The organism is Flavobacterium sp. (assembly GCF_028689845.1).
Classification (GTDB): domain Bacteria; phylum Bacteroidota; class Bacteroidia; order Flavobacteriales; family Flavobacteriaceae; genus Flavobacterium.
The window spans coordinates 1-23,314 of the sequence record NZ_JAQVCH010000012.1; the positions used below are offsets into that span (position 1 = coordinate 1).

A 23,314-nucleotide genomic window follows, 5' to 3' on the forward strand; every position below is an offset into this window, starting at 1 on the left:
GAAGACCAATCACACCAATTACTAGAACTACAGTTGGAACAGATATGTTAATGGGCGAATTCAAAGCAGTGGCTTATCCAAACCCATTCAACAACAGTTTTGCACTTGATTTAAAAACCAACAATACAACTCCAGTAAGTCTAGCTATTTATGACATGACCGGAAGATTGTTAGAAACTAGAGAAATCAAAGTAGACGGATTATCTAGCCAAACTATTGGCGAGGGTTATCCATCAGGAGTTTACAATGTACTAGTTAATCAAGGTGAAAATACCCAAACTATTCGAGTGGTAAAACAATAAGAAAAGCGAACTATCGCAATTAAAACAAGAAACCTCCGAGCAATCGGAGGTTTTTATTTTTAAAAATGATTTATATTTAAACAAAAGGTGGTTTAATGCTTGTAAAATAAATTGTGGTCCACAAATTCCCAAACATGTTCTGGCAAAAGAGCTCGAACATTTTTTCCGTTTTTAATACTTTCTCTAATAAATGTTGAAGAAACCTCAATGATGGGAGCATCAACTTGATGAATTTTAGAATGATTTCTAAATTGCTCATTCACTTCACCTGATTTTAATCTTGGATAAATATAAATTTCATGATTTTGAAGAATGACTTCATAGTTTTTCCACTTATGAAGGGAATTTAAATTGTCTTCACCCATAATTAAAGAAAATTCATAAGTTGGAAATTTCTCCTGAAGATACGCTAGCGTATTTACTGTATAATTAGGTTGAGGTAACTTAAATTCTATGTCTGAAGGTTTGATTTTTGGATAGTCTTTTGTCGCTAAATGAACCATTTCTAACCGATGGTAATCGTCTAATAAGGTGCTTTTTTGCTTGTGCGGATTGTGTGGCGTTACAACCATCCAAATTTGATCTAAATTAGAATATTCAGCCATGTGATTGGCAATAATCAAATGTCCCACGTGAATGGGATTAAAAGTGCCAAAATAGAGTCCGATTTTCATTGTTTTAGTTACTAGTGATTAGTTTTTCAAAGTTTTAGAAAAAGCGTTTATCATTTTAGATTCTTCTTCAATTTAGTTTAATAATTCTCGGTATATCTCTTCATTAGTAGTATAATCTAGTTCTTTAGCAATAATTAACTGATTTTCAATCTCAAGCAAAGAACCTCTTGCGATATCTAGAAAGTGACTAAAAGATTGATCGGTATTTCTGCCAGAACCTTCAGCAATAGTTGAGGGAATAGAAATAGATGCTCTTTTTAATTGACTTGAAAGTACATATACTAATTTCACAATTGTAATTCCTTTTTTCCAGATTAATAAATCTTTAGATAAATTTATATCACTAATTTTTCGCTAATTACTCTTTTTACTATTCACAAACAAACTCCTTGACCAATTGATAGGCTTCTGCTTTCGCTACCTCCAAATCATAATTCTTAATAACCTTATCAAATTGTGGAGCGGTAGCTAATTCTACCGATGCTTTTGCAATTCGCATATTGATTTTATCATCACTTTCGGTAGAACGTTTTTTTAATCGAATTTTCAATTCGTCAATGCTTGGAGGCTTTACGAAAACGGCTAAAGTTTCTTGTTTAAATTTTGATTTAATTCGCAATCCACCAGCAACATCAATGTCAAAAATAACATTTTTCCCTTTTGCCCAAATGCGTTCTACTTCACTTTTTAATGTTCCGTAAAAATTATCGCGATATACTTCTTCCCATTCTACAAAACCTTCTGCTTTTATGTGGTTTTTAAATTCTTTTAAAGAAATGAAATAATAATCTTTTCCATCGATTTCTTCGCCTCTTGCTTCTCTTGTGGTGCAAGAAACAGAAAACTCTAAATTTAAATCGGCCTGAGCCAATAAATGCTTAACAATTGTGGTTTTTCCTGAACCCGAAGGAGCAGAGAAAACTAATAATTTACCTTTATTCATTTTTTTTAGTGATTAGTGAATAGTAATTAGAGAATAGTAAGTAGAGGGCTAATTACTATTCACTAATCACTAATTACGCTATAAAACATTTAAAACTTGTTCCTTAATTTTTTCCAATTCATCTTTCATCATGACCACTAATTTTTGCATTTCGGAATGATTCGATTTGGAACCCATCGTGTTTATTTCTCGTCCAATTTCTTGAGTGATAAAACCTAATTTTCTTCCATTAGCTTCAGTACCGGCGATGGTTTCTATAAAATAATTTAGGTGATTTTCTAAGCGAACACGTTCTTCTGTAATGTCGTATTTTTCAAGATAAAAAATCAATTCTTGTTCAAAACGATTTTCATCTACATTGGCCTCTAATTCGTCTAAAGCTGTTCGCAAACGGGTTTTTACCGTTTCAATTCGTTCTGCATCCATACTTACCGCTTGATTCATATAGTTTCGGATGTTATCTATTCTTGATACGAATTCATTTTCGAGTGATTTACCTTCGTCTACGCGGAATGTTCCAATATTTTTTAACGCTTCAACAACCACTTTCATGATTTCATTCCACTCGTTTTCGTCAATTTCATCGCGTTCTGTTTTTAAGGCATCTGGCATTCGTACAGCCATTTTCATCAATTCCGTTTCATCAGCATTTGGAATAACCGCTTTCATTTGGTTGATGTAACCTTTTACAATCGGTACATTTATTTTTGAAGATGTTTCTTCGCCTGTAACTTCAATATAAATTGAAAAATCTACTTTTCCACGCTCTAGTTGTTGTGCAATGATGGTTCGTAAGCCCAATTCCATTTCTCGATAAATCGAAGGCATTCGGACATTTAAATCTAATCCTTTGCTGTTTAACGATTTTACTTCTACTGTTATTTTTTTGGTGGAAAGCTGTAAAGTTGACTTTCCAAAACCAGTCATTGATTGTATCATGTTTTTTGTAAAAAATATTTTCAAAGATAATTAAAAGTTTACAGTTCTCAGTCGCAGTTTACTGTTTTACTGTGACTATAAACTGCGACTGTAAACTATTTTTTCTTCTGTGTGACTAAATAAACTCCTATAAAAATTAAAACGGCCGAACCGACTTTAATCCAACTCAAGGAATCTTTTCCTAAACTAATGGCAAAAATAGTAGCAAAAACGGGTTGCAAATAAATAAAAACAGCTACGGTTGTCGGCTTCAATTCACGCATCGAAATTAAATTTAATAAATAGGTTAAAAAGGTGGAGAAAACAACCACAAATCCTATTTTTAAATAAATATCAGTTGGAATTACAGCCCAATTTATGGCATCAAATTCACTCCAACCAAACGGTAGAACCATCAAAAAGCCGAAGGTATATATCCATTTTACAAACGTAAAGGCATTGTATTTGTCCATTAATTTTTTAACAATTATCAAGTAGAAACCGTAGGAAATGGCATTGATAAAAACCAAAAGATTTCCAAGCATTTCGTTGGGAGCATTGATAACAGATTTTCCGTATAAGATGAGTGAAATGGTTCCAACTAAACCAAGAATGATTCCCAAAATTTTTAATTTTTTCATTCTTTCTTTCATCATAAAAGCTGAAAGAATCAAAACAATCATAGGCGTTGTGACCATTAAAACTGCTCCCATTATGGGCGAAGTATAACTCAACCCTTTAAAAAACAAGAGCATATTAAGGGCAACTCCAAAAAAAGCGGCAGCAATAATTCTAGGAAAATCTTCTTTTGCAATTTTTTCTTTTGGTCCCCAAAATGAAATGAGCCAAAACAGACCAACAGAACCGCCTACTCGTAGCAAAATAAAGCCAAAAGGCTCGATAAAGGCAGGCATGATATCTTTGGCAATGGTAAAAGTAACACCGTAAATGATAGAGACCAAAGTAGCAGCGAGTAAGGCCCAAGTCCGTTTACTCATGACTTAAAAATTCAATGGCGGCTTGCACTGTTTTGGGACTATTCCCAACAAAAATATGGTTGTCAATGACAATCACAGGGCGATTTAAAAAAGTGTAATGTTCCAAAACAAACTGTTTATAATCCGGTTCGGTTAATGTTTCATTTTTTAAACCTCTTTCTTTATAAAGTTTTGCCCGTTTGCTAAAAAGGACTTCGTAATTTTGTGTAAGCTTATGTAATCCCTCCAACTGTTTTACCGTGATGGGATTTTCTTTGATGTCTTGAAAAACAAAACCTTCTAAGTTTGGAAGAGATTGGATAATTCGCTTACACGTATCACAGGTTTTGAGGTAATAAATTTTTTTCATTTTGAAAATTTTAGCAAAAGTAAGCACTTTTTGAGTATTTCTAAATCAGATAATTAAGATTAAATTAAAAAGAGTGGTGAGCATAGATGTAATAAATACGCAATTAATTTTGAGTAAATGGAAAAATAGTACTAATATTGCACTCTCTAAACTGGTCCTATAGCTCAGCTGGTTAGAGCACCTGACTCATAATCAGGTGGTCCCTGGTTCGAGCCCAGGTGGGACCACAATAAAAGCTTTCCATTTATTTGGAAAGCTTTTTGTTTTTTGGTTTGAGTATCATCGTTTAGAACCGACAATTTAATCCAATTCCATATTGTTTTCCGTTATAAAATGGTGCTGCCGAAAGTTTGGTCGTCGATTCTTTTTTAAACAATATTTTTTGAATACTCGGGTAAAGCCAGTAAGCTGTTTTGGTACATAAAATCCCGATTCCTGCTCCAGCAGCTACATCTGTTAGCCAGTGACGGTCATTATAAATCCGGAAAAGTCCTGTTCCGGTTGCCACTACATAGCCAGCAATACCATACCAAATGGATTGATCTTTGTATTCTTGCCATAAAAATTCGGCACCGGCAAAAGCAGTTGCTGTATGCCCGGAAGGAAATGAATTGTTAGACGAGCCGTCTGGTCTTTCGACATTGGTGACGCTTTTTAAACCTAAAACCGTTCCAGAAACTAATAGGTAAGAGGTGGCCAAAATGATTGATCGGTCTTTAAAATCATGTTTTCCTTCAACGCCAATTGCATTTAATCCATAAACACTAGCAGCAGGTAAATATTGTGTAAAATCATCGATAGTAATTCTTTTGTCGATATTTTCGTTTACTTCTTCTTTAATTTCGGCATTAAATCCTTTAAGAAAATCACTTTCAATTCCAATAACTCCGTAGCCTATCAAAATAGTTGGAGCAATTAAAGCCTTGTAATGTAACGGATTTGTTTTTAAACTATCCTTAAGTTGCTCTTGCGAAAATAAGGCGTTAGACAATAAGAGTAAGCTGAGTGCAATTTTTTTTAACATTTTTTAAAACTTTAAAATGGAACAAGAGTGGTGACAAAAAGTAGTTTTTTTTCCTCTTTTATTCTATTTTAAAAGTTTATTTGTAAACAAGAAATCAGCCGTTTGATACCAAGCAATTGTCTCTTCCAAAAAAGCTTGATTCATTGGTAACGATTTTAAATTGTTGGTTTCTTTGTCCCATTCATTAAATGTTTGTTTTTGTTGGTCTGATAAAATCAGCACCTTATTTTGCTTCATCAAGGTCAGTTTTCGATATGTGCCGAGCAATGCTCGTTCTTCAAAAGATTCGTTTAATACGTTTTTTCCAAAGAAATTAGATTCATATTTCCAATTCATAATGCCAAATAAAGTGGGAAACAAATCGATTTGTGAACATTGTTTAGCAATAATTTGATTGGCAACCGGGGCATTCACTATAAAAGCGGGAATGTGATAATTAGCAATATCGATTTCATTTTTTCCAGCACTGCTTGCACAATGGTCGGCTACAATTACAAAAATGGTGTTTTTAAACCACGGTTTTTGACTTGCTTTTTGAAAAAGATGTTGTAACGCATAGTCCGTATATTTTACAGCACCAGCTCTTCCTGTACCTGATGGGATGTCAATTTTCCCTGAAGGATAAGTATAAGGCCGATGGTTTGAAGTGGTCATCAAAAAATTGAAGAATGGTTTATTTTCTTGATGGTATTGATCGGCAACAGAAATCATTTTGTCATATAAATCTTCATCGCAAATGCCCCATGCGTTTTCAAAAGTTACTTCATCATCATCAATATTATGTCTAGCGGTTTTGATGTTGTCATTCAAAACACTTCCTCGTCCACGGTCATAAATGTCAAATCCATTACCGCCGAAATAGGCATTCATATTATCAAAATAGCCATCGCCGCCATAAAAGAAATTTGATTGATAGTTTTTGGCTTTAAAAACATTGGAAATGGTATATAAATTTTGATTTTCAGGACGTTTAACAATGCTTTGTCCTGGAGTTGGTGGAATGCACAAAGTTACTGCTTCCATCCCGCGAACAGTTCGTGTTCCAGTAGCATATAAATTATCAAAAAACAGGGAATTGTTGGTCAAGCTGTCTAAAAAAGGCGTGATGTTTTCTTGATTACCAAATTTCTTCAAAAAACTAGCACTTAGGCTTTCAACTAAAATAAAAACGACATTCTTTTGCGTTATTGCGGCTTCCTTCTTGTTGTTAATTAACCGATGAATTGGATAATTGACGGAGGTAAACGTTGAGTTTGGTTCTTTTAATTTCGATTTGATAATTCCAAAAGCTTTTTGATTGTCGATAGTGGTATAAAACTTTTGATAACTAATTTGATTGTTTCGAAAAGCAGCAAAAAAGGAATAAATTCCAGCTTTAGAAATCTCGGTATTGTAGCGATTGCTGGAAGTCTCCGCTAAATTATTCGGAATAAAAGCGACATAAAAAACAATGATTAAACTACAAATCACTAGAGTTAGCAAACGCGTTTTTAATGATACTTTTGTGGTGAATGTGTTAAAATATGTCTTTTTTTTGTAAAAAAAATAAAGTATCGCAACGGTAAACGCCACCACCGTTCCAATCAGTAAAGGTAAGTTGTATGATTGTTGAATATTAGCCAATACTTCAAACGTATAAATAAGATAATCGACAGCAATAAAATTAAAACGATTTTTGAATTCTTCCCAAAATGTAATTTCTGCTAAAAAGACAAATACTAAAATAAACAAAGTCAACGTAGAAAAGAAATAAATCACTGATTTATCAAAAACACTTCCAATCCATTTAGTTGGAATTAGAGCTATATAAAAGATAAAAGGAAGCGAAATCATGGCACACAAACCCAAGTCAAATAAAAAACCTAATCCAAAAGTCAAGCATAAATCAGCCAATTTAAAAGAAACTTCATTAAAATGCCAAATCATGAAAATAATTCTCAATAAAAACGAAAAGAGTAAAAACCATAGGTTAGCCGCTTTTAATAAAGCATAACGGTTATTAAATTGAAAAAGATTTTTCATGCATTATAAATTTGAGAGCAAAATTCAACCTCAAATCTGTATCAAATCTGTATTTTTGATACCACTTTACTAAAATAAATAGAATTGATACAGTTTCTAGACCGATTTTTGATAAATTAATTTATAAAAAAATGAAAGTACTCCTAATTGAGGATGAGCTTGAAATGCAAGAAAGCATTGGTCAATATTTAGAAATGGAAAAATTTTTAGTAGAATTTGCCACCAATTATGACCAAGCTTATGAAAAAATCCACCTGTATGAATATGATTGTGTTTTGGTTGATATTACGCTTCCGCGTGGTTCTGGCTTAGATTTGATTAAAGAAATAAAAAACAGAAGACCAAAAACAGGTATTATTATTATATCTGCCAAAAACGCTGTTGACGATAAAATCCATGGATTAAATTTAGGAGCTGATGATTATTTGCCTAAACCTTTTTATTTGGCAGAATTAAATGCTCGCATCAAAGCATTAATTCGGAGAAATAATTTTGAAGGAACTGCTTCAATAAAACTAAACGAAATTGAACTCTTTCCAGAAGAACGAAAAGTTTTAGTACATCAAAAAATTGTTGTTTTAACAAGTAAAGAGTTTGATTTATTAGAATATTTCATCATCAATAAAAATCGGGTAATTCAAAAAAACGCATTGGTAGAACATCTTTGGGGCGATAATGCCGATCAATTTGATAACTTTGATTTTATTTACAATCATGTTAAAAATTTACGAAAAAAATTAATCGAAGCTCATTGCACAGATTACCTCAAATCTGTTTATGGTATTGGCTATTCATTTAAAACAGAAGTATGAAATTAATTACTAAAACGAGTCGTTATTATATTTTATTTGCGATGCCTGTTTTTATAATTTCTGCTTTTTTTAGCTATTGGTTTATGTTGCATGAAATTGGAGAAAGCAATAAAGCCTTACTTTCTTCGCGGATGCGAGTGGTTGAAAAACAATTAAAAGAAGGTGATTCCTTAATTTTAGGTGTATTTCAAGAAAACAGAGAGTTATTTATTAAAGAAATTGCAATCGATGAATTGATTGAACCTCGGTTTTCAGACACCTTAGTGTTTTCAGAAACGGAATCTGAATATATTTCCTATAAAACACTGCAAAAAAGTGTGCGAATTAATGCTAAAAATTACCGGATTCAAGTTTGGAAAAGCTCTATCGAAATCCATGAAATTTTGGAGGTTATCTTTTTTGTATTCATGAGTCTTTTAGTTTTGTTGTTACTCACGATAATCTACATTAATCTTAGAATTTCTAGACGTATTTGGAATCCTTTTTTTGAAACCTTAAAAAGTGTAAAGAAATTCAGGGTTTCAGAAGGAAATCGAGTAGTATTCAAAGAAACATCTATTGACGAATTTCAAGAATTAAACAAAGCCATTCAGTTGATGACCGATAAAATGATTTTGGATTTTTCTAATCAAAAGAAATTTACAGAAAATGCTTCGCACGAATTTCAAACACCAGTTGCAATTATCAAATCGAAAATTGATTTACTGCTACAGTCAAAAAATTTAGCAGAATATGAAATGAAATTGTTGGCCTCAATTGACGATGCTACAAGCCGATTGAGTAAAATTAACAAATCGTTATTGCTGTTGTCTAAAATTGAAAATGGTCAATTTGAAACGGATACCGAAGTCTTTTTACTGCCGATTATTACTAAAATTATAGAACAGCAAGAGGAATACATGCTGAGTAAAGAGTTAGAAATAGAAATTAAAGTTGCTTCTAATTTTGCCTTTTTTATAAACGAAGAATTATCCTATATATTACTAAACAACATGATTCTAAATGCTATTCGACATAATATTCGTGGCGGTAAAATTAAGATTTTTACAGAAAACACTATTTTTTGTATAGCGAATACGGGTGAGTCAAATCCGCTAAATGAGCAATTGATTTTTGAACGTTTTGAAAAGAAATCGCACGAAAGTTATTCAGTTGGTCTCGGACTTGCGATTGTCAAGGAAATTGCAGAAATGAATGCAATTAAAATAAACTATTCATTTAAAGAAGGTTTACATCATTTTTCTTTTCAACAAAAAAAGAATTAAGGTAATTTTGACTTGAACAAAATGACTCAGAATACGATTAAATAATTTTAAAATTCAAAATTTTTTTTAAAAACAAACCAAAAAGATATATTTTACGTTAATATAACTTTGCAAAGTGTTAAGATTATCAAAAATTATGTACTTTTGGCGATGATTTATGAATTTGGTAGAAAGAGCTTAAAATAATAACAACTTAGTTTTTGTTTTATAGAGATTTTTACTTTATTTGTCAAAATATTTTGTTACAAAGAAAATTTATTTACTTTTACACACTATGAGAATTGTCCCAAATAAATTTTTGGTTAAAATAGGAGTTTGCCTTTTGCTTATTTCAGGTTATACTGTTCAAGCACAAAATGCTCCACCACCACCAACGCCACCACCACCAGGTACACCAATTGATAATTGGATACCAGTTCTTTTTGTTGTGGGTTTACTGATTGCTTTTTATAAATTCAAAAATATTCAACTAAAAAAAACTCTGAAGTAATTCAGAGTTTTTTTTTGTTATCGATTAAATTGATATAATCGAGAGACATATTTGCCAATGACATCAAATTCTAAGTTAATTTTACTCCCAATCTGAAAGTTTTTAAAATTAGTGTGTTCGTAAGTATATGGAATAATTGCGACACTAAATTCGTTTTGTTTAGAATTCACTACGGTTAAACTCACACCATTTACTGTAATCGAACCTTTTTCAATGGTTATGTTTTTCCAAGCTGGATCATATTCAAAAGTAATATACCAACTTCCTTCTGATTCTTTTATTGCGATGCAATGCCCAATTTGGTCAACATGACCTTGAACAAGATGGCCGTCAAGTCGGGCATCGAGCTTCATTGCTCGTTCTAAATTTAGAATATCACCAATTTTCCAATCACCAATTGTTGTTTTATCAATTGTTTCTTGAATGGCGGTTACCGTATACATTTCTTCTTTAATTGCCACTACGGTTAAACAGATGCCGTTGTGTGCCAAACTTTGATCAATTTTTAAAGAAGGGGTAATAGAAGAAGAGACAGATAGATGAAGATTACTGCCTTCACGTTGAATATCTTGGATGATTCCAAGAGTTTCTATGATTCCTGTAAACATTTGCGTTTTATTTTCTTAAATTTGCACTTCAAAAGTAGCAATAAATTACGGGAAGACATGGTTAAAAAAGCAGAAAATATCTTGGTTGGAATTTCAATTGGCGATTTAAACGGCATTGGATGTGAAGTGGTACTCAAAACTTTTGAAGATGCGAGAATGTTAGAGCTTTGCACGCCTGTGATTTTTGCCAATGTAAAAATATTATCCTTTCTTCGTAAAAGCTTTGAATCTACAGCGGTACTTCATGGCATTGATAAATTGGAACAAATTGTCCCGGGAAAAATTAATGTGTTCAATTTGTGGAAAGAAAGTTTTAATTTAGAATATGGCGTTGCCGATGAAATTGTTGGAAATTATGCAATTAAGTCTTTCGTAGCCGCAACCCAAGCCTTGAAAGAAGGAATTGTTGATGTATTGGTCACGGCTCCAATTAATAAATACAATATTCAATCGGAAGAATTTAAATTTCCTGGACATACCGATTATCTTAATCAAGAACTAGAAGGAGATGCCCTTATGTTGATGGTAAATGATAATTTGCGGGTGGGTTTATTAACTGATCATGTGCCCGTTTCAGAAATTTCAAAACATTTGACAGAAAAATTAATTCGTCAAAAAATTAAAACGATTAAGCACACATTGGTTCAAGATTTTAAAATCAGCAAACCAAAAATTGCAGTTTTAGGACTTAATCCACATTGTGGAGATCAAGGCGTAATTGGTAAAGAGGATGATGAGGTGATTCGGCCAACACTTAAAAAAATGTTTGACGAAGGGACTTTTGTTTTTGGTCCTTATGCAGCTGATAGTTTTTTTGGACAAAAAGCACATGAAAATTTTGATGCGGTTATTGCTTGTTATCACGATCAAGGATTGATTCCGTTTAAAACACTTTCGTTTGGACATGGCGTAAATTACACTGCGGGTTTAGATAAAATCCGAACATCACCCGATCACGGAACTGCATTTGAGATTGCGGGAAAAAACCAAGCCGATAATAATTCGTTTAAAGAAGCAGTTTATTTAGCAATAGATATCTATAAAGCCAGAATTGAGTATGCTCAAATTACCGAAAACCCCCTAAAAACAAAAGAAAAACAGTTTTAAACAAAAAAATGTTTATAACTGTATTGGATTTGCGATAATTTTATATCTTTGCAAACCCAATTTTTGGGACAAATTGTTGAGGAGATGAAAGTATCTAATGAATTTTTAATTCCGTTTGTCGGATTAAAGCTAGGAAAACATCAATTTGACTTTCAAATAGATAAAAAGTTCTTTGATCGCTTTGAATATGATGATTTTGAAAGCTGTAGCATCAAAACAACGGTTGTTTTAGAAAAAAAAGCAACCTTGTTAGAGTTACACTTCAAACACAAAGGAACCATTAAGGTGCCTTGTGATTTGACCAATGAAGTATTTGATTTGCCTATAAAAGGAAATATCAACCTTATTGTGCAATTTGGAGATGCTTTTAATGATGAAAATGAAGAAATATTGATATTACCTCATGGCGAATTTCAAATTGATTTAGCACAATACATTTATGAAATGATTGTCTTGTCCATTCCTTTAAAAAGAGTTCATCCCGGTGTAAAAGACGGAACATTACAATCAGAAGCTATCGAAAAACTGCAAGAATTGACAGTCAAAGAAACGAAGAAAGAAAAGAAAACAGAAGAAACAGACCCACGGTGGGATCAATTAAAGAAACTATTAACGGATAAATAATATAGTAAAATGGCACATCCAAAGAGAAAAACCTCGAAAACTAGAAGAGACAAAAGAAGAACTCATTATAAAGCAACAGTAGCTCAAATTGCTACTTGTCCAATCACTGGCGAAGCACATTTATACCACAGAGCTTACTGGCATGAAGGTAAAATGTATTACAGAGGCCAAGTTGTGATTGACAAAACTGAAGCGGTTGCTTAGTACTTTTTTTATAGCATAAAGATAAACTCTCACTTGTTGAGAGTTTTTTGTTATACCTATATTTTAACGAAATAAGCATTTAAAATCGACAAAGTTTAGATTTTTTTTTGTAATTTCCACCTCTTTTATCCTTCATGGACAAAAGAAAAAATAGCAAACCCTATGAGTAAAATAACAGCCGCCATCACCGCAGTTGGTGCTTATGTTCCTGAATACGTGTTGTCTAATGAAATGTTGGAAACCCTTGTGGAAACTAATGATGAATGGATTACTTCTAGAACGGGAATAAAAGAAAGAAGATTATTAAAGGAAGAAGGAAAAGGGACTTCTTTTTTAGCTATAAAAGCTGCTCAAAATTTAATCGAGAAAAAAAATCTCGATCCTGCCGAAATAGATTTAGTTATTTTGGCCACAGCAACACCTGATATGCCTGTTGCGACAACAGCCGTTTATGTGGCTACCCAAATTGGAGCAGTGAATGCATTTGCTTATGATTTACAAGCGGCTTGCTCAAGCTTTTTATACGGGATGTCTACTGCCGCAGCCTATATCCAAGCCGGACGTTATAAAAAAGTACTCTTAATTGGAGCGGATAAAATGTCCTCTATCATTGATTACACTGACCGTGCTACCTGCATCATTTTTGGTGATGGAGCTGGAGCAGTCTTGTTTGAACCAAATACGGAAGGACTTGGTCTTCAGGACGAATTCCTTCGAAGTGATGGAATCGGGAGAGAATTTTTAAAAATTGAAGCTGGTGGTTCTATTTTACCTGCTTCACAAGAAACGGTTGATCAAAGAAAACACTTCGTTTATCAAGATGGGAAAACCGTTTTTAAATATGCTGTTTCAGGAATGGCCGATGTGAGTGAAAAAATTATGCAACGCAATAATTTATCGCACGATGATATCAATTGGTTGGTGGCCCATCAAGCCAATAAACGAATTATTGATGCTACTTCTAACCGAATGAAGCTTGATGAAAGTAAAGTCTTAATTAATATTGAACGATACGGAAATACCACTTCCGCAACTTTACCTTTATTATTAAATGATTTTGAAAGCAAATTTAAAAAAGGAGATAACCTTATCTTTGCTGCTTTTGGCGGTGGATTTACATGGGGAGCAATCTACTTAAAATGGGCTTACGATAAAAAATAAATAAAACTAAACTAAAAATATTATGGATATTAGAGAAATTCAAAACCTAATCAAGTTTGTAGCCAAATCAGGAGCTACAGAAGTAAAATTAGAAATGGATGATTTTAAAATCACCATCAAAACTACAGAAGCAGGAGCAGCAGAAGCTTCCTATTTCCATCATTATCCTGCTGGTCAACAAATGCCACAGATGATGCCACAACAACCAATGCCAGCTGCAGCAGCTCCAACTTCTGCTCCAGCAGTAGCAGCCGAGTCAGAGGAAAACTCTAAATATGTGATGATCAAATCACCTATGATTGGCACGTTATATCGCAAACCAGCTCCAGATAAAGCTCCGTTTGTAGAAGTTGGTGCTACAATTTCTAAAGGAGATCCTGTTTGTGTAATTGAAGCGATGAAATTATTTAATGAAATTGAAGCAGAAATTTCAGGTAAAATTGTTAAAATTTTAGTCGATGACATGTCGCCAGTAGAATTTGACCAACCTTTATTCTTAGTAGATCCATCATAATTCTTTTGAAATTCCAATAAACAAAATACAAATTCCAATTTTTTGGATTTTGGGATTTGGGATTTGTAATTTTAAAATTTAATAAGATGTTTAAAAAAATATTAATTGCTAATCGAGGAGAAATTGCACTTCGTGTGATTAGAACCTGTCGAGAAATGGGCATCAAAACGGTGGCGGTTTACTCTACAGCCGATGCAGAAAGCCTTCACGTGAAGTTTGCGGATGAAGCGGTTTGCATTGGACCACCACCAAGTAAGGACTCTTATTTAAAGATGTCTAATATCATTGCGGCAGCAGAAATCACGAATGCCGATGCAATACATCCGGGTTATGGTTTTCTGTCTGAAAACGCCAAATTTTCAAAGATTTGTCAAGAACACGGCATCAAGTTTATTGGAGCTTCTCCAGAAATGATTGAAAAAATGGGGGATAAAGCTACAGCTAAAGCCACGATGAAAGAAGCGGGTGTGCCTTGTGTTCCAGGATCTGAAGGACTCTTAGAATCTTTTGAACAAGCTCAAGAAATTGCCAAAGAAATGGGTTATCCAGTCATGATTAAAGCAACTGCTGGTGGTGGTGGAAAAGGAATGAGAGCAGTTTGGAAGGCAGAAGATTTGTTAAAAGCTTGGGAAAGTGCTCGTCAAGAATCGGCAGCAGCGTTTGGCAATGACGGCATGTATATGGAGAAACTTATTGAAGAACCACGGCATATTGAAATTCAAATTGTGGGTGATGCCTACGGAAAAGCTTGTCATTTATCTGAAAGAGATTGTTCGGTTCAACGTCGTCATCAAAAACTGACAGAAGAAACGCCGTCTCCATTTATGACCGACGAATTACGTTTAAAAATGGGTGATGCAGCCGTAAAAGCAGCAGAATATATCAAGTATGAAGGAGCAGGAACGGTTGAATTTTTAGTAGACAAACACCGTAATTTCTATTTTATGGAAATGAATACGCGAATTCAAGTAGAACATCCCATTACAGAACAAGTCATTGATTATGATTTGATTCGTGAGCAGATTTTAGTGGCGGCAGGTGTTCCGATTTCAGGCAAAAATTATTTGCCGAAATTGCATTCAATTGAGTGTCGGATTAATGCAGAAGATCCGTATAACGATTTTCGTCCATCACCAGGAAAGATTACTGTTTTACATGCACCTGGTGGACATGGAGTTCGCTTGGATACGCATGTGTATGCGGGTTATACGATTCCGCCGAATTACGATTCGATGATTGCAAAACTAATTACGACCGCTCAAACAAGAGAAGAGGCAATTAGTAAAATGAAAAGAGCTTTGGATGAGTTTTATATTGAAGGAATTAAAACTACCATTCCGTTTCACCGTCAATTGATGGATGAACCAGATTATGTGGCTGGAAATTACACAACCAAATTCATGGAGTCTTTTAAAATGAATGACCCTGAATAAACTCAAAATATAGTAAAAAAAATCCCAAGTGCCAACTTGGGATTTTTGTTTTTATAAATAAATTACAAGGTCTCTTTCAACCAACCAAAAAATTCGCGTTGCCATACCATCGCATTTTGTGGTTTTAGAACCCAATGGTTCTCTTCTGGAAAATACAAAAACCGGCTTTTAATACCGCGTAATTGTGCCGCTTGAAAAGCTTCTTGCCCTTGACCAATTGGTACCCGATAATCTTTTCCGCCTTGAATAACCAATATAGGAGTGTCCCATTTTGAAACTAAATGTATCGGATTGAATTGAGTATAGGTTTTTTGTGCAGCCGCATTTTCTTTTTCCCAATACGGACCACCGCTATCCCAGTCTGTAAAAAACACTTCTTCTGTGGTTCCATACATGCTTTCTAGATTAAATACTCCACAATGTGAAATAAATGTTTTGAATCGTTTGTTGTGAATTCCAGCTAAATAAAATACGGAATAACCGCCATAACTAGCTCCTACCGCACCTATTCTCGCGTTGTCTACATAAGTTTCTTTGGCAACGTCGTCAATAGCAGAAAGGTAATCATCCATAACTTGTCCGCCCCAATCTTTGCTAATTTGTTCATTCCACTCTACGCCATGACCAGGCATTCCTCTGCGATTCGGAGCAACGATGACATAGCCTTGTGAAGCCATCAACGAAAAATTCCAACGAAAAGAATAGGTTTGAGTTAACGCACTTTGTGGTCCACCTTGACAATATAATAGCGTTGGGTATTTTTTAGTTTTATCAAAATTTGGAGGAAGAATGACCCAAACCAACATTTTTTTATTATCGGTGGTGGTTACATATCTTTTTTCATAGGTTGGTAAACGCAGTTCGTTATAGGTTTTGGTGTTTACTTGTGTTATTTGAACCCACGTTTTTTTCTTAATATCATATGAGAAAATTTCTTTTGCATGGTTCATATCCGTACGAGTTAATATGATTTTGCCTTCTGAAAAACCAACAATATCACTGACATCAAATGGTCCATCGGTGACTTGTTTTACCGTGACGGCAATTCGGGTTACGCCTGGAAAATTAACTTCAAACAGTTGTTTGGTTCCATCAATCGCAGCAGTAAAATAGATTTTTTTACCATCCGGACTCCATTTATAACCATCGACTGTACCGTCCCAATTGGCAGTGAGATTCATATCGAAACCTTTAAATCGAACAATAAGGTCATTTTTATCGGCCTCATAGCCATTGCGTTTCATTTGTAACCAAGTCAATTCGCCATTCGGTGAAAAAGAAGGGTTGGTATCGTAACCTAAATTTTTTTCGGTTAGGTTTTTTGTTGTTTTCTGCTCTAAACTATATTCGTATAAATCGGTGTTGGTAGACGTTGCATAGGCCGTTCCCACTTCTTTTTTAGCAACATAAACAATATTTCTTCCGTCTGGAGACCAAATGTAATCTTCATCGCCGCCAAATGGTTTTTGTGGTGAATCATATAATTCACCCTTCATAATATCAATAAAAGATTTTTCTTTTCCAATTTCAGAATAGCCTACGTGGTTGTAGGTTCCGTCACGCCAAGTGTCCCAATGACGATAATCTAAACCATTGTATACTTGAGCATTTGCCTTTTCTAGTTCTGGATATAGATCTTTTCCCAAAACGTTGGCAACTTTAATTTCTTCGTGAGAAAGTTTGAATTTCCCGTTTGACGAAACGTTTTTGTCTTTTAAATTTGTTTCAGTTTCTTTTATTTCAACTGCATTTCCTCCCGAGAGGGGAATCGTATAAAATTTTGTAGTCGATTTATTTTCTTCGATAGAAGGGATAGAAACTTGATAAACGATGTTTTTTCCATCAGTAGAAATTCCTAAAGCAGAAACTCGACCAAGCTGCCAAAGCATTTCGGGAGTTAGTGTTTTTTGTGCCGAAAGCGAACTTGCACTCATAATCAAACTGAGCATTAAAATTGTTTTTTTCATTGTCTTGTAATTAAAGCATAAATGTACCGATTTTGTTTGTATTTTTAAACAAATAATAGACTGGTTTTGGGTTAGGATGTCTATTTTTAATTAAATATTTCTTCAATGCAATTGAGTTTTTGGGAGCATAAAAATTGGTTTACAGCAGTTGACTATACTATTGTAGGTAGTGGCATTGTTGGATTACATTGTGCTTTGCGACTACGAGAAAAATTTCCAACCGCTAAAATTTTAGTTTTAGAAAAAGGAGTTTTGCCCCAAGGAGCGAGTACTAAAAATGCTGGTTTTGCTTGTTTTGGTTCAATGTCAGAAATTTTAGATGATTTAAATGAACATAGCGAACAAGAGGTTTTTGATTTAATTCAAAGACGGTATCAGGGATTGCAATTGCTTCGGAAACGATTGGGAGATACGGTTTTAGATTTACAAATTTTTGGAGGCTATGAGCTTTTTTTAAAAGAGGAGGAAGCCACTTATGAAACTTGTTTGCAAAAATTGCCATTGGTCAACGAATTGCTACAACCCCTATTTAATGAGACTGTTTTTTCTGTAAAACAGAATAATTTTGGATTTGAAAAAACAAAAGAACAGCTGATTTTCAACCCGTTTGAAGCCCAATTAAATACGGGAAACATGATGCAAGCGTTGTTGAAAATGGCAGTTCAAAATGATGTTCTGATTCTAAATCAACAAACAGTTCTTTCCTATGTTGAAAAAAATAAAGGTGTTGAAGTTATCCTAGCTGACTTTTCTTTTCAAACCAATAAACTTTTCTTTGCAACGAATGGTTTTGCCTCCGACCTAACCAATGGAGACGTAAAACCAGCACGAGCCCAAGTGTTGATTACAAAACCTATTTCGAATTTAGACATCAGAGGAACGTTTCATTTGGACAAAGGCTATTATTATTTTAGAAATTTTGAAGATCGTATTTTGCTTGGAGGGGGAAGAAATTTAGATTTTGATGGTGAAACTACAATCGAATTGACTCAAACAGAAAAAATACAAAACCATTTAGAAAAATTACTTCAAGAAGTGATTTTACCAAATCAAAAATTTGAAATTGAACATCGCTGGAGCGGAATTATGGGTGTTGGCAAACAAAAAACCCCTATTGTTAAGCAACTGTCAACACATGTTTATTGTGGCGTTCGCTTGGGCGGAATGGGTGTTGCGATTGGTAGTTTAGTAGGTAAAGAATTAGCAGATTTGCTATAATTTTTTTCTTAGAAAATTTAATTGGAAGTAGTTAATTAAATAGTTTTGTAAAAAGGAGTGTTTTTCTATTTTCTTCTTACTTTTGACCAACAAAATTGAGTATGATGATAAAAAAGATTTTCCGTTTTTTAGGAAAGGTAGCACTTTGGTTTTTTGGCATTTCCATCTTCATGGTTATCGTTTATAAATTTGTACCAGTTCCAATTACTCCGTTAATGATTATTCGTTCGGTAGAACAAAAAATAGATGGCAAACCGATGGTGTGTAGCCATGATTGGGTTCCGTTAGAGGAGATTTCGACCAACCTTCAAAAAGCCGTAATTGCGAGTGAAGACGGAACTTTTCTCACACACAATGGTTTTAATTTTGAAGCAATTGAAAAAGCAATGGAAGCCAATAAAAAGGGCAAGAAATTGCGTGGTGGCAGTACCATTTCACAACAAACCGCTAAAAATGTTTTTCTTTGGTCGGGACGAAGTTATTTTCGAAAAGGCTTGGAAGCTTATTTTACCGTTTTAATTGAGTTTGTCTGGGGAAAAGAACGCATCATGGAAGTCTATTTAAACAGCATCGAAATGGGTGATGGTGTTTATGGTGCTCAAGAAGCGGCTCGGGTTTGGTATCGAAAAGATGCGATTAATTTAACACCGCGTGAAGCTGCAGGAATTGCTGTGATTCTCCCTAATCCTAGAAAATTTAAAGCATCAAACTCTTCTTCCTATATCAATAAACGAAAGAATTTTATAATGAAGCAAATGAGCTATCTAGGCAAGATTGCGTATTAAATTAGTATAAAAAATGAACCGCTAATTCTCAGTATTTTACGTTGAGAATTAACGGTTTCCTATTTTTTTAAATCCAATTTTTAAATCTTTTTGATTCCCATATTGTATAAAGTAAATGCTTGGATATCTGCATTTTCTTCAATAGTTTTTGATATCGGTTTTCCTGCCCCATGTCCGGCATTTACATCAATTCGAATTAAAACTGGGTTTTCTCCGCTTTGTTTATCTTGTAATTCGGCAGCAAATTTAAAACTGTGTGCTGGAACCACGCGGTCGTCATGATCACCTGTGGTCACTAAGGTAGCAGGGTAATTGACGCCTTTTTTAACATTATGAACAGGAGAATAATTTTTTAAATAGGCAAACATTTCGGCGTTGTCATTAGCAGTTCCGTAATCATAAGCCCATCCAGCACCCGCTGTAAAAGTATGGTATCGCAACATGTCTAAAACACCAACCGCTGGCAAAGCAACTTTCATTAAATCGGGTCGTTGCGTCAGGACCGCTCCCACCAATAATCCACCATTAGAACCGCCACGAATCGCTAAATAATCAGATGAGGTGTATTTTTGAGCAATCAAATATTCTGCTGCCGCAATGAAATCATCAAATACATTATGTTTTTTTTGCTGTATTCCAGCGGTATGCCATTTTTGACCATATTCGCCACCGCCACGTAAATTTGCCACGGCATAAATTCCGCCATTTTCCATCCAAACGGCATTCGTAACACTAAAATTAGGTGTAATACTTACATTAAAGCCACCATAGCCATAAAGGATTGTTGGGTTTTTTCCGTTTAGTTTCAATCCTTTTTTATGTGTAATAATCATCGGAATTTTAGTGCCGTCTTTGGAAGTGTAAAACACTTGTTTGCTTTCGTATTCATCCGATTTGAAATCAACTTTAGGTTTTTCGTACACTTTTGAAGTTCCTGATTTTGGTTCAAACGAAAAAATCGTACCTGGAGTAAGGTAATTCGAAAACGAAAAATAAAGTTCTTTGGCTGTTTTCTTGCCGCTGAATCCACCAGCTGTTCCAATTCCGGGTAAACTTATTTTTCGAATAAATTTTCCGTCATAATCATATTGCATCACTTGTGAAATAGCATCTTTCATATAATTGGCAAAAAGATAGCCGCCACCAACGGATGGTGCAAGAACAAAATCGGTTTCTGGAATCAACTCTTTCCAGTTTTCGGGAGTAGGATTTGAAACGTCGACCGTTACGATTTTTTGGTTTGGAGCATTTAAATTGGTAACAATATATAATTTAGAGCCAACATTGTCGATGATAGAATTATTACTTTCAAAATTGTTTACGATTGAAACTAATTTACTGTCTGATTTACTCAAATCTTGAATATACAGTTCATTTCCTGTAGTGGAATTGGCTGCAGAAATAATTAAATAGCGTTCGTCTTCTGATACGCCACCGCCTACATAGCGTCTTTTTTCTTGTTGTCCGAAAATGACTTTATCTTCTTTCTGGGCAGTTCCTAATTTATGAAAATATAATTTATGTTGATCGGTTTTGGCCGATAACTCGCTTCCTTCTGGTTTATCATAACTTGAATAATAAAAACCAGTATTTCCTAACCAAGAAATACCGCTAAATTTGACATCAACAATAGGCTGTTCTAATACTTTTTTAGATACCGCATCCATAATGATGATTTTATTCCAATCGCTTCCTGCTTCCGAAATGGAATAGGCGACTAATGAACCATCTCTAGAAAACTCTAAATTCCCTAATGAAGTGGTGCCGTCTTTGGCAAAAGTATTAGGGTCTAAAAAAAGCTCTTCTTTTCCCGATTTATCCTTTCGGTATAAAACCGATTGATTTTGCAACCCATTATTGCGGAAAAAATAAGTATAATCACCTTCTTTAAAAGGAGCAGAAATACGTTCGTAATTCCATAATTTTTCCATTCGTTCTTTAATCTGAATACGAAATGGAATTTGACTAAGGTAATTAAACGTTACCTCATTTTGAGCTTTTACCCAGGCACCCGTTTCTTCCGAGCGGTCATCTTCTAGCCAACGATAAGGGTCAGCAATAGATGTTCCAAAATAAGTGTCTGAAACGGTTTCTTTTTTTGTTTCAGGATAAGACAACGTTGACTTCTTAGATTGTGCTTGAACAGAAAAAACACAAACTATCGCAAACATAGGGATGATTTTTTTCATTTGTAAATAAATTGATATTCACAAATATAACCAATGAAATGTTAGAATTTAGTTAAAAAGCGGTTTGTATTTTGGCCACAATTTATACATTAAAATTCCATTCAAAACTGTAACGAGTAACGCTCCGCTAATGCCTGGAATGTCTAAAAACAAATGAAAAAGTAGAATGTTTACAGAAATTGGAACCAGCACAACTAAGGCAAAAGGCACCCATTTATTGGTAAGTAATAGTAATCCAATCAGTATTTCTAAAACGCCCACCACCGGAAGTACATAACCCGTTGTTGCCAATGAAGTAATAAAAGCAGTTGCGTTTTCAGGCAACTCTGAGGAAGGAATAAACTGAACAAATTTGTTGAGACCAAAAACTAAAAGGATGATGCCTAAAAGTATTCGCATTAAGTAAGTAAATTTTGAATTCATAAAAGTTAGTTTTGGTTAGTAAATAGTTATAAAAATAACTAAATTACTAATTTATATTTTAAAAAAAATGATAAAACACCATAAAAAAATCAAAAGCCTTGTTTTGTTTGGGATTTAAAACTTATTTATTTAAAACTTATTGGAAACAAACGATGATTTCTCTAAATTCGCTAGCATTAGAAACATCAACTCTACTAACTACAACTTTATTTTTTAGGCATGTGTAGTAGCGTTACTACTAATACATCTCGGATTGGAGAACTGTTCTCCGCTTCTAACTGATATTGAAGTCTGATGGGATTTCCATTTGCTTTTACATTAGTTGCGTTATGGAGCTGTTTTAGATTAGAAGCTAACGGATAGCTTGGCGTTATTCCTCTCGATAGCTGCGAAGTGAAAATAAAGAGCTTGAAACACGAGAATTAATTCTGTTACTTATATAAGAGAGTTATCAGATATAGTTTTTAAAATATCGGTAAAATCAAAAACCATAAGAAATATATGGAAATATTGTAACTTTTAAGTTACCTTTAAAAAATGAAAGTGCGGGAAGTTATAGCATACGAAAATCACTTTGAAGAATTTCTTCTTGAACAACCGAAAAAGGTTCAGGATAAAATATTTAAAATAATTGAGGCTATCTAAACTTTAGAAAGAATTCCTTCAAATTATTTAAAGTCAATGGAAGGAACAAATGGATTATATGAAGCAAGAATTCAACAAGGTTCTAACATTTGGCGTGTGTTTTGCTTCTTTGATAAGGGAAAACTTGTTATTTTACTTAATGGCTTTCAAAAGAAAACGCAAAAAACACCTAAAAATGAAATTGAAAATGCGTTGAAATTAATGAGTAAATATTATACAGAAAAATCTAAATAACTATGGAAACTAAAAGCTGGAAAGAAATTAAAAACAATGTTTACGGTGAAAAAGGAACTGTAAGACGTGACGAACTTGAAAGAGAATTCCAAGGTTTTAAGATTGGATTACTCTTAAAAAAAGCGCGTGAAGAAAAACAACTAACGCAAACCGAACTTGGAGAATTAGTTGATAAAAAACGTGAATATATTTCAAGAATAGAAAATAACGGAAGTAACTTAACGCTGAAAACTTTGTACGATATTGTGGAAATAGGTCTTGGTGGTAAGGTGAAAATCCAAATAGAATTATAACTACATCTGCTAACAGCGGTTACACAAAATGCAAGGAATTAGTGGAATCACCGTTTCGCATGAAACATAAAATTAAATATAAACAATAGTAGTTCCGAAGCCCTGCACTTCG

26 protein-coding genes and 1 tRNA gene are annotated in these 23,314 nt (G+C 33.9%); 15 read left to right on the plus strand and 12 right to left on the minus strand.

The window, feature by feature from the left end; translation table 11 throughout:
* Positions 1-302, plus strand: a 302-nt coding sequence (locus PHR76_RS06275) for a T9SS type A sorting domain-containing protein (protein ID WP_300059685.1), incomplete at its 5' end; no start/stop codon positions are given.
* A 92-nt stretch (positions 303-394) separates the two neighbouring features.
* Here PHR76_RS06275 and nadD read toward each other — a convergent pair.
* The 6 genes from nadD to PHR76_RS06305 form a co-directional block, all read right to left on the minus strand.
* Positions 395-976 carry a nicotinate (nicotinamide) nucleotide adenylyltransferase gene (gene nadD, locus PHR76_RS06280; RefSeq protein WP_300059688.1) on the minus strand — a complete coding sequence of 194 codons (582 nt, stop codon included), beginning with the start codon at positions 974-976 and terminating at the stop codon, positions 395-397.
* A 72-nt stretch (positions 977-1,048) separates the two neighbouring features.
* Complete coding sequence (locus tag PHR76_RS06285; RefSeq protein ID WP_366143573.1) at positions 1,049-1,267, minus strand: four helix bundle protein; 219 nt, start codon at positions 1,265-1,267, stop codon at positions 1,049-1,051.
* A 79-nt stretch (positions 1,268-1,346) separates the two neighbouring features.
* Complete coding sequence (gene gmk / locus PHR76_RS06290) at positions 1,347-1,919, minus strand: guanylate kinase (protein ID WP_300059691.1); 573 nt, start codon at positions 1,917-1,919, stop codon at positions 1,347-1,349.
* A 78-nt stretch (positions 1,920-1,997) separates the two neighbouring features.
* Complete coding sequence (locus PHR76_RS06295) at positions 1,998-2,858, minus strand: YicC/YloC family endoribonuclease (protein ID WP_300059694.1); 861 nt, start codon at positions 2,856-2,858, stop codon at positions 1,998-2,000.
* A 95-nt stretch (positions 2,859-2,953) separates the two neighbouring features.
* Entirely contained in the window at positions 2,954-3,835 is an 882-nt protein-coding gene (locus PHR76_RS06300) for a DMT family transporter (protein WP_300059697.1), read from the minus strand.
* Positions 3,828-4,184, minus strand: a complete 357-nt coding sequence (locus PHR76_RS06305; protein ID WP_300059698.1) for an ArsC/Spx/MgsR family protein — start codon at positions 4,182-4,184, stop codon at positions 3,828-3,830. The genes PHR76_RS06300 and PHR76_RS06305 overlap by 8 nt, the downstream gene beginning before the upstream one ends.
* A gap of 153 nt (positions 4,185-4,337) precedes the next feature.
* On the opposite strand from PHR76_RS06305, the gene PHR76_RS06310 reads away from it, so the two are divergent.
* Positions 4,338-4,411: transfer RNA gene (locus PHR76_RS06310), tRNA-Ile, on the plus strand.
* 59 nt (positions 4,412-4,470) lie between these two features.
* On the opposite strand, the gene PHR76_RS06315 is transcribed toward PHR76_RS06310, so the two are convergent.
* The gene (locus PHR76_RS06315) at positions 4,471-5,208 is read right to left on the minus strand and encodes a phosphatase PAP2 family protein (protein WP_300059701.1); all 738 of its coding nucleotides are present in this window, start codon (positions 5,206-5,208) and stop codon (positions 4,471-4,473) included.
* Between the two features lie 63 nt (positions 5,209-5,271).
* Positions 5,272-7,230: a sulfatase-like hydrolase/transferase gene (locus PHR76_RS06320; protein WP_300059704.1), complete on the minus strand. Its 1,959-nt coding sequence runs from the start codon at positions 7,228-7,230 to the stop codon at positions 5,272-5,274.
* A 131-nt stretch (positions 7,231-7,361) separates the two neighbouring features.
* Here PHR76_RS06320 and PHR76_RS06325 point away from each other — a divergent pair, with 131 nt between their 5' ends.
* The 3 genes from PHR76_RS06325 (at position 7,362) to PHR76_RS06335 (ending at position 9,797) form a co-directional block, all read left to right on the plus strand.
* Positions 7,362-8,042: a response regulator transcription factor gene (locus PHR76_RS06325; RefSeq protein ID WP_300059707.1), complete on the plus strand. Its 681-nt coding sequence runs from the start codon at positions 7,362-7,364 to the stop codon at positions 8,040-8,042.
* The gene (locus PHR76_RS06330; protein WP_300059710.1) at positions 8,039-9,307 is read left to right on the plus strand and encodes a HAMP domain-containing sensor histidine kinase; all 1,269 of its coding nucleotides are present in this window, start codon (positions 8,039-8,041) and stop codon (positions 9,305-9,307) included. Before PHR76_RS06325 ends, PHR76_RS06330 begins: the two co-directional genes overlap by 4 nt.
* Before the next feature lie 226 nt (positions 9,308-9,533).
* The gene (locus PHR76_RS06335; RefSeq protein WP_300059713.1) at positions 9,534-9,797 is read left to right on the plus strand and encodes a hypothetical protein; all 264 of its coding nucleotides are present in this window, start codon (positions 9,534-9,536) and stop codon (positions 9,795-9,797) included.
* 17 nt (positions 9,798-9,814) lie between these two features.
* Here the strand turns inward: PHR76_RS06335 and PHR76_RS06340 are convergent, their stop codons facing one another.
* On the minus strand, positions 9,815-10,405 hold the full coding sequence (locus PHR76_RS06340) for a riboflavin synthase (RefSeq protein ID WP_300059716.1): 591 nt from the start codon (positions 10,403-10,405) through the stop codon (positions 9,815-9,817).
* 57 nt (positions 10,406-10,462) lie between these two features.
* Between PHR76_RS06340 and pdxA the strand changes: the two genes are divergently transcribed.
* The 6 genes from pdxA (at position 10,463) to accC (ending at position 15,448) form a co-directional block, all read left to right on the plus strand.
* A complete protein-coding gene (gene pdxA / locus PHR76_RS06345) occupies positions 10,463-11,512 on the plus strand; it encodes a 4-hydroxythreonine-4-phosphate dehydrogenase PdxA (protein WP_300059718.1) in 1,050 nt (349 codons plus the stop codon).
* An 84-nt stretch (positions 11,513-11,596) separates the two neighbouring features.
* The gene (locus PHR76_RS06350) at positions 11,597-12,136 is read left to right on the plus strand and encodes a DUF177 domain-containing protein (RefSeq protein WP_300059720.1); all 540 of its coding nucleotides are present in this window, start codon (positions 11,597-11,599) and stop codon (positions 12,134-12,136) included.
* 9 nt (positions 12,137-12,145) lie between these two features.
* Positions 12,146-12,340 (plus strand): 50S ribosomal protein L32, encoded by a 195-nt coding sequence (gene rpmF / locus PHR76_RS06355; RefSeq protein ID WP_290857986.1) that lies wholly within the window; start codon positions 12,146-12,148, stop codon positions 12,338-12,340.
* A 162-nt stretch (positions 12,341-12,502) separates the two neighbouring features.
* A complete protein-coding gene (locus PHR76_RS06360; protein WP_300059726.1) occupies positions 12,503-13,501 on the plus strand; it encodes a beta-ketoacyl-ACP synthase III in 999 nt (332 codons plus the stop codon).
* A 22-nt stretch (positions 13,502-13,523) separates the two neighbouring features.
* Positions 13,524-14,015, plus strand: coding sequence for an acetyl-CoA carboxylase biotin carboxyl carrier protein (gene accB, locus PHR76_RS06365; protein ID WP_300059728.1), 492 nt, complete (start codon positions 13,524-13,526; stop codon positions 14,013-14,015).
* Positions 14,016-14,101: 86 nt separating this feature from the next.
* Positions 14,102-15,448, plus strand: a complete 1,347-nt coding sequence (gene accC / locus PHR76_RS06370) for an acetyl-CoA carboxylase biotin carboxylase subunit (protein WP_300059731.1) — start codon at positions 14,102-14,104, stop codon at positions 15,446-15,448.
* Between the two features lie 62 nt (positions 15,449-15,510).
* Here accC and PHR76_RS06375 read toward each other — a convergent pair whose 3' ends face one another.
* Entirely contained in the window at positions 15,511-17,415 is a 1,905-nt protein-coding gene (locus tag PHR76_RS06375) for a S9 family peptidase (protein WP_300059734.1), read from the minus strand.
* Between the two features lie 105 nt (positions 17,416-17,520).
* Between PHR76_RS06375 and PHR76_RS06380 the strand changes: the two genes are divergently transcribed.
* Together PHR76_RS06380 and mtgA are read left to right on the plus strand one after the other, a co-directional pair.
* Complete coding sequence (locus PHR76_RS06380) at positions 17,521-18,633, plus strand: FAD-dependent oxidoreductase (RefSeq protein WP_300059737.1); 1,113 nt, start codon at positions 17,521-17,523, stop codon at positions 18,631-18,633.
* Between the two features lie 104 nt (positions 18,634-18,737).
* Positions 18,738-19,418 carry a monofunctional biosynthetic peptidoglycan transglycosylase gene (gene mtgA, locus PHR76_RS06385; RefSeq protein ID WP_300059740.1) on the plus strand — a complete coding sequence of 227 codons (681 nt, stop codon included), beginning with the start codon at positions 18,738-18,740 and terminating at the stop codon, positions 19,416-19,418.
* Positions 19,419-19,498: 80 nt separating this feature from the next.
* Here the strand turns inward: mtgA and PHR76_RS06390 are convergent, their stop codons facing one another.
* Positions 19,499-21,607, minus strand: coding sequence for a prolyl oligopeptidase family serine peptidase (locus PHR76_RS06390; RefSeq protein WP_300059743.1), 2,109 nt, complete (start codon positions 21,605-21,607; stop codon positions 19,499-19,501).
* Between the two features lie 48 nt (positions 21,608-21,655).
* Complete coding sequence (locus tag PHR76_RS06395) at positions 21,656-22,030, minus strand: DoxX family membrane protein (RefSeq protein WP_300059746.1); 375 nt, start codon at positions 22,028-22,030, stop codon at positions 21,656-21,658.
* Between the two features lie 681 nt (positions 22,031-22,711).
* Here PHR76_RS06395 and PHR76_RS13135 point away from each other — a divergent pair.
* Both PHR76_RS13135 and PHR76_RS06405 read left to right on the plus strand, forming a co-directional pair.
* Positions 22,712-22,909 carry a type II toxin-antitoxin system RelE/ParE family toxin gene (locus tag PHR76_RS13135; protein ID WP_366143574.1) on the plus strand — a complete coding sequence of 66 codons (198 nt, stop codon included), beginning with the start codon at positions 22,712-22,714 and terminating at the stop codon, positions 22,907-22,909.
* Positions 22,910-22,911: 2 nt separating this feature from the next.
* Positions 22,912-23,202, plus strand: a complete 291-nt coding sequence (locus PHR76_RS06405; protein ID WP_300059749.1) for a helix-turn-helix transcriptional regulator — start codon at positions 22,912-22,914, stop codon at positions 23,200-23,202.
* Positions 23,203-23,314 lie beyond the last annotated feature (112 nt).

What these genes read in the sequence shown, in the direction of transcription:
- PHR76_RS06330 (WP_300059710.1), top strand. Translation starts at nt 8,039, where the DNA reads ATGAAATTAATTACTAAAACGAGTCGTTATTATATTTTATTTGCGATG.
- PHR76_RS06325 (WP_300059707.1), top strand. Translation starts at nt 7,362, where the DNA reads ATGAAAGTACTCCTAATTGAGGATGAGCTTGAAATGCAAGAAAGCATT.
- PHR76_RS06405 (WP_300059749.1), top strand. Translation starts at nt 22,912, where the DNA reads ATGGAAACTAAAAGCTGGAAAGAAATTAAAAACAATGTTTACGGTGAA.
- mtgA (WP_300059740.1), top strand. Translation starts at nt 18,738, where the DNA reads ATGATAAAAAAGATTTTCCGTTTTTTAGGAAAGGTAGCACTTTGGTTT.
- PHR76_RS06305 (WP_300059698.1), bottom strand. Translation starts at nt 4,184, where the DNA reads ATGAAAAAAATTTATTACCTCAAAACCTGTGATACGTGTAAGCGAATT.
- PHR76_RS06320 (WP_300059704.1), bottom strand. Translation starts at nt 7,230, where the DNA reads ATGAAAAATCTTTTTCAATTTAATAACCGTTATGCTTTATTAAAAGCG.
- PHR76_RS06375 (WP_300059734.1), bottom strand. Translation starts at nt 17,415, where the DNA reads ATGAAAAAAACAATTTTAATGCTCAGTTTGATTATGAGTGCAAGTTCG.
- PHR76_RS06295 (WP_300059694.1), bottom strand. Translation starts at nt 2,858, where the DNA reads ATGATACAATCAATGACTGGTTTTGGAAAGTCAACTTTACAGCTTTCC.
- PHR76_RS06390 (WP_300059743.1), bottom strand. Translation starts at nt 21,607, where the DNA reads ATGAAAAAAATCATCCCTATGTTTGCGATAGTTTGTGTTTTTTCTGTT.
- accB (WP_300059728.1), top strand. Translation starts at nt 13,524, where the DNA reads ATGGATATTAGAGAAATTCAAAACCTAATCAAGTTTGTAGCCAAATCA.
- PHR76_RS13135 (WP_366143574.1), top strand. Translation starts at nt 22,712, where the DNA reads ATGGAAGGAACAAATGGATTATATGAAGCAAGAATTCAACAAGGTTCT.
- accC (WP_300059731.1), top strand. Translation starts at nt 14,102, where the DNA reads ATGTTTAAAAAAATATTAATTGCTAATCGAGGAGAAATTGCACTTCGT.
- pdxA (WP_300059718.1), top strand. Translation starts at nt 10,463, where the DNA reads ATGGTTAAAAAAGCAGAAAATATCTTGGTTGGAATTTCAATTGGCGAT.
- gmk (WP_300059691.1), bottom strand. Translation starts at nt 1,919, where the DNA reads ATGAATAAAGGTAAATTATTAGTTTTCTCTGCTCCTTCGGGTTCAGGA.
- PHR76_RS06360 (WP_300059726.1), top strand. Translation starts at nt 12,503, where the DNA reads ATGAGTAAAATAACAGCCGCCATCACCGCAGTTGGTGCTTATGTTCCT.
- PHR76_RS06350 (WP_300059720.1), top strand. Translation starts at nt 11,597, where the DNA reads ATGAAAGTATCTAATGAATTTTTAATTCCGTTTGTCGGATTAAAGCTA.
- PHR76_RS06315 (WP_300059701.1), bottom strand. Translation starts at nt 5,208, where the DNA reads ATGTTAAAAAAAATTGCACTCAGCTTACTCTTATTGTCTAACGCCTTA.
- PHR76_RS06395 (WP_300059746.1), bottom strand. Translation starts at nt 22,030, where the DNA reads ATGAATTCAAAATTTACTTACTTAATGCGAATACTTTTAGGCATCATC.
- rpmF (WP_290857986.1), top strand. Translation starts at nt 12,146, where the DNA reads ATGGCACATCCAAAGAGAAAAACCTCGAAAACTAGAAGAGACAAAAGA.
- PHR76_RS06300 (WP_300059697.1), bottom strand. Translation starts at nt 3,835, where the DNA reads ATGAGTAAACGGACTTGGGCCTTACTCGCTGCTACTTTGGTCTCTATC.
- nadD (WP_300059688.1), bottom strand. Translation starts at nt 976, where the DNA reads ATGAAAATCGGACTCTATTTTGGCACTTTTAATCCCATTCACGTGGGA.
- PHR76_RS06340 (WP_300059716.1), bottom strand. Translation starts at nt 10,405, where the DNA reads ATGTTTACAGGAATCATAGAAACTCTTGGAATCATCCAAGATATTCAA.
- PHR76_RS06380 (WP_300059737.1), top strand. Translation starts at nt 17,521, where the DNA reads ATGCAATTGAGTTTTTGGGAGCATAAAAATTGGTTTACAGCAGTTGAC.